1 rRNA gene is annotated in these 2,249 nt (G+C 52.5%); it reads left to right on the forward strand.

Annotated elements, in window-relative coordinates:
* Window positions 1-2,229 (forward strand): 23S ribosomal RNA (locus AC1TPB_RS24765); the annotation flags it as partial.
* Window positions 2,230-2,249 lie beyond the last annotated feature (20 nt).

The raw sequence follows: 2,249 nt of genomic DNA on the forward strand, positions 1-2,249 counted from the left end.
AGTACGTAGTCGTAGACCCGAAACCGTGTGATCTACCCCTGTCCAGGGTGAAGGTGCGGTAACACGCACTGGAGGCCCGAACCCACGCACGTTGAAAAGTGCGGGGATGAGGTGGGGGTAGCGGAGAAATTCCAATCGAACTCGGAGATAGCTGGTTCTCCCCGAAATAGCTTTAGGGCTAGCCTCGGATTAAAGTGTCGTGGAGGTAGAGCACTGATTGAATGCGGGGCCCGCCAAGGGTTACCAAGTTTAGTCAAACTCCGAATGCCATAGACATGTTATCCGGGAGTCAGACAGTGAGTGCTAAGATCCATTGTCAAGAGGGAAACAGCCCAGATCATCAGCTAAGGTCCCCAAGTGTGTGTTAAGTGGGAAAGGATGTGGAGTTGCACAGACAACCAGGATGTTGGCTTAGAAGCAGCCACCATTTAAAGAGTGCGTAATAGCTCACTGGTCGAGTGACTCTGCGCCGAAAATGTAACGGGGCTAAACACACCACCGAAGCTATGACATGTACCTTAATGGTACTTGGGTAGGGGAGCGTTGAATATAGGTTGAAGCTAGACCGTAAGGACTGGTGGACAGTATTCAAGTGAGAATGCCGGTATGAGTAACGAAAAGACAAGTGAGAATCTTGTCCGCCGTAAGCCTAAGGGTTCCTGAGGAAGGCTCGTCCTCTCAGGGTAAGTCGGGACCTAACGCGAGGCCGAAAGGCGTAGTGGAAGGACAACAGGTTGAAATTCCTGTACCACCAACAACCGTTTGAGCAATGGGGTGACACAGAAGGGTAGTGACGCGGACTGATGGAATAGTCCGTCTAAGTAGTGAGGCTTGTCGATAGGAAAATCCGTCGGCTATAAGGCTGGGCTACGATGGGGAGCGAAAATTATAGTAGCGAAGGTCATGAGCTCCGGCTGTCAAGAAAAGCCTCTAGTGAGGTCAAGGTGCCCGTACCGCAAACCGACACAGGTAGGCGAGCAGAGCATGCTAAGGCGCGCGGAAGAACTCTCGTTAAGGAACTCGGCAAAATGACCCCGTAACTTAGGGATAAGGGGTGCCCCGGTAGGGTTAATAGCCCGAGGGGGCCGCAGTGAAAAGGCCCAATCGACTGTTTAGCAAAAACACAGGTCTGTGCGAAGTCGTAAGACGAAGTATACGGGCTGACGCCTGCCCGGTGCTGGAAGGTTAAGGGGAGTGGTTAGGAGCAATCCGAAGCTATGAACCGAAGCCCCAGTAAACGGCGGCCGTAACTATAACGGTCCTAAGGTAGCGAAATTCCTTGTCAGGTAAATTCTGACCCGCACGAATGGCGTAACGAATTGGGCGCTGTCTCAACGAGAGATCCGGTGAAATTTTAATACCTGTGAAGATGCAGGTTACCCGCGACAAGACGGAAAGACCCCATGGAGCTTTACTGCAACTTGATATTGAACTTTGGTACGATCTGTACAGGATAGGTGGGAGCCTTTGAGTCATGAGCGCCAGCTTGTGAGGAGGCATCGTTGGGATACCACCCTGATCGTATCGGAGTTCTAACCTACTACCCTGAATCGGGTAGAGGGACCGTGTCAGGTGGGCAGTTTGACTGGGGCGGTCGCCTCCTAAAGAGTAACGGAGGCGCCCAAAGGTTCCCTCAGAATGGTTGGAAATCATTCGAAGAGTGCAAAGGCATAAGGGAGCTTGACTGCGAGACCAACAAGTCGAGCAGGGACGAAAGTCGGGCTTAGTGATCCGGTGGTACCGAATGGAAGGGCCATCGCTCAACGGATAAAAGCTACCCTGGGGATAACAGGCTTATCTCCCCCAAGAGTCCACATCGACGGGGAGGTTTGGCACCTCGATGTCGGCTCATCGCATCCTGGGGCTGAAGTAGGTCCCAAGGGTTGGGCTGTTCGCCCATTAAAGCGGTACGCGAGCTGGGTTCAGAACGTCGTGAGACAGTTCGGTCCCTATCTGTCGCGGGCGCAGGAAATTTGAGAAGAGCTGTCCTTAGTACGAGAGGACCGGGATGGACGTACCGCTGGTGTACCAGTTGTCTCGCCAGAGGCATAGCTGGGTAGCTACGTACGGACGGGATAAACGCTGAAAGCATCTAAGCGTGAAGCCCCCTTCAAGATGAGATTTCCCAATTAGTAAGACCCCTTGAAGACGACGAGGTTGATAGGTTCGGGGTGTAAGTGTAGCAATACATGTAGCTGACGAATACTAATCGGTCGAGGGCTTATCCTACAATTTTTCTAGACGGAGCG

This window comes from Paenibacillus sp. Y951 (assembly GCF_056786395.1).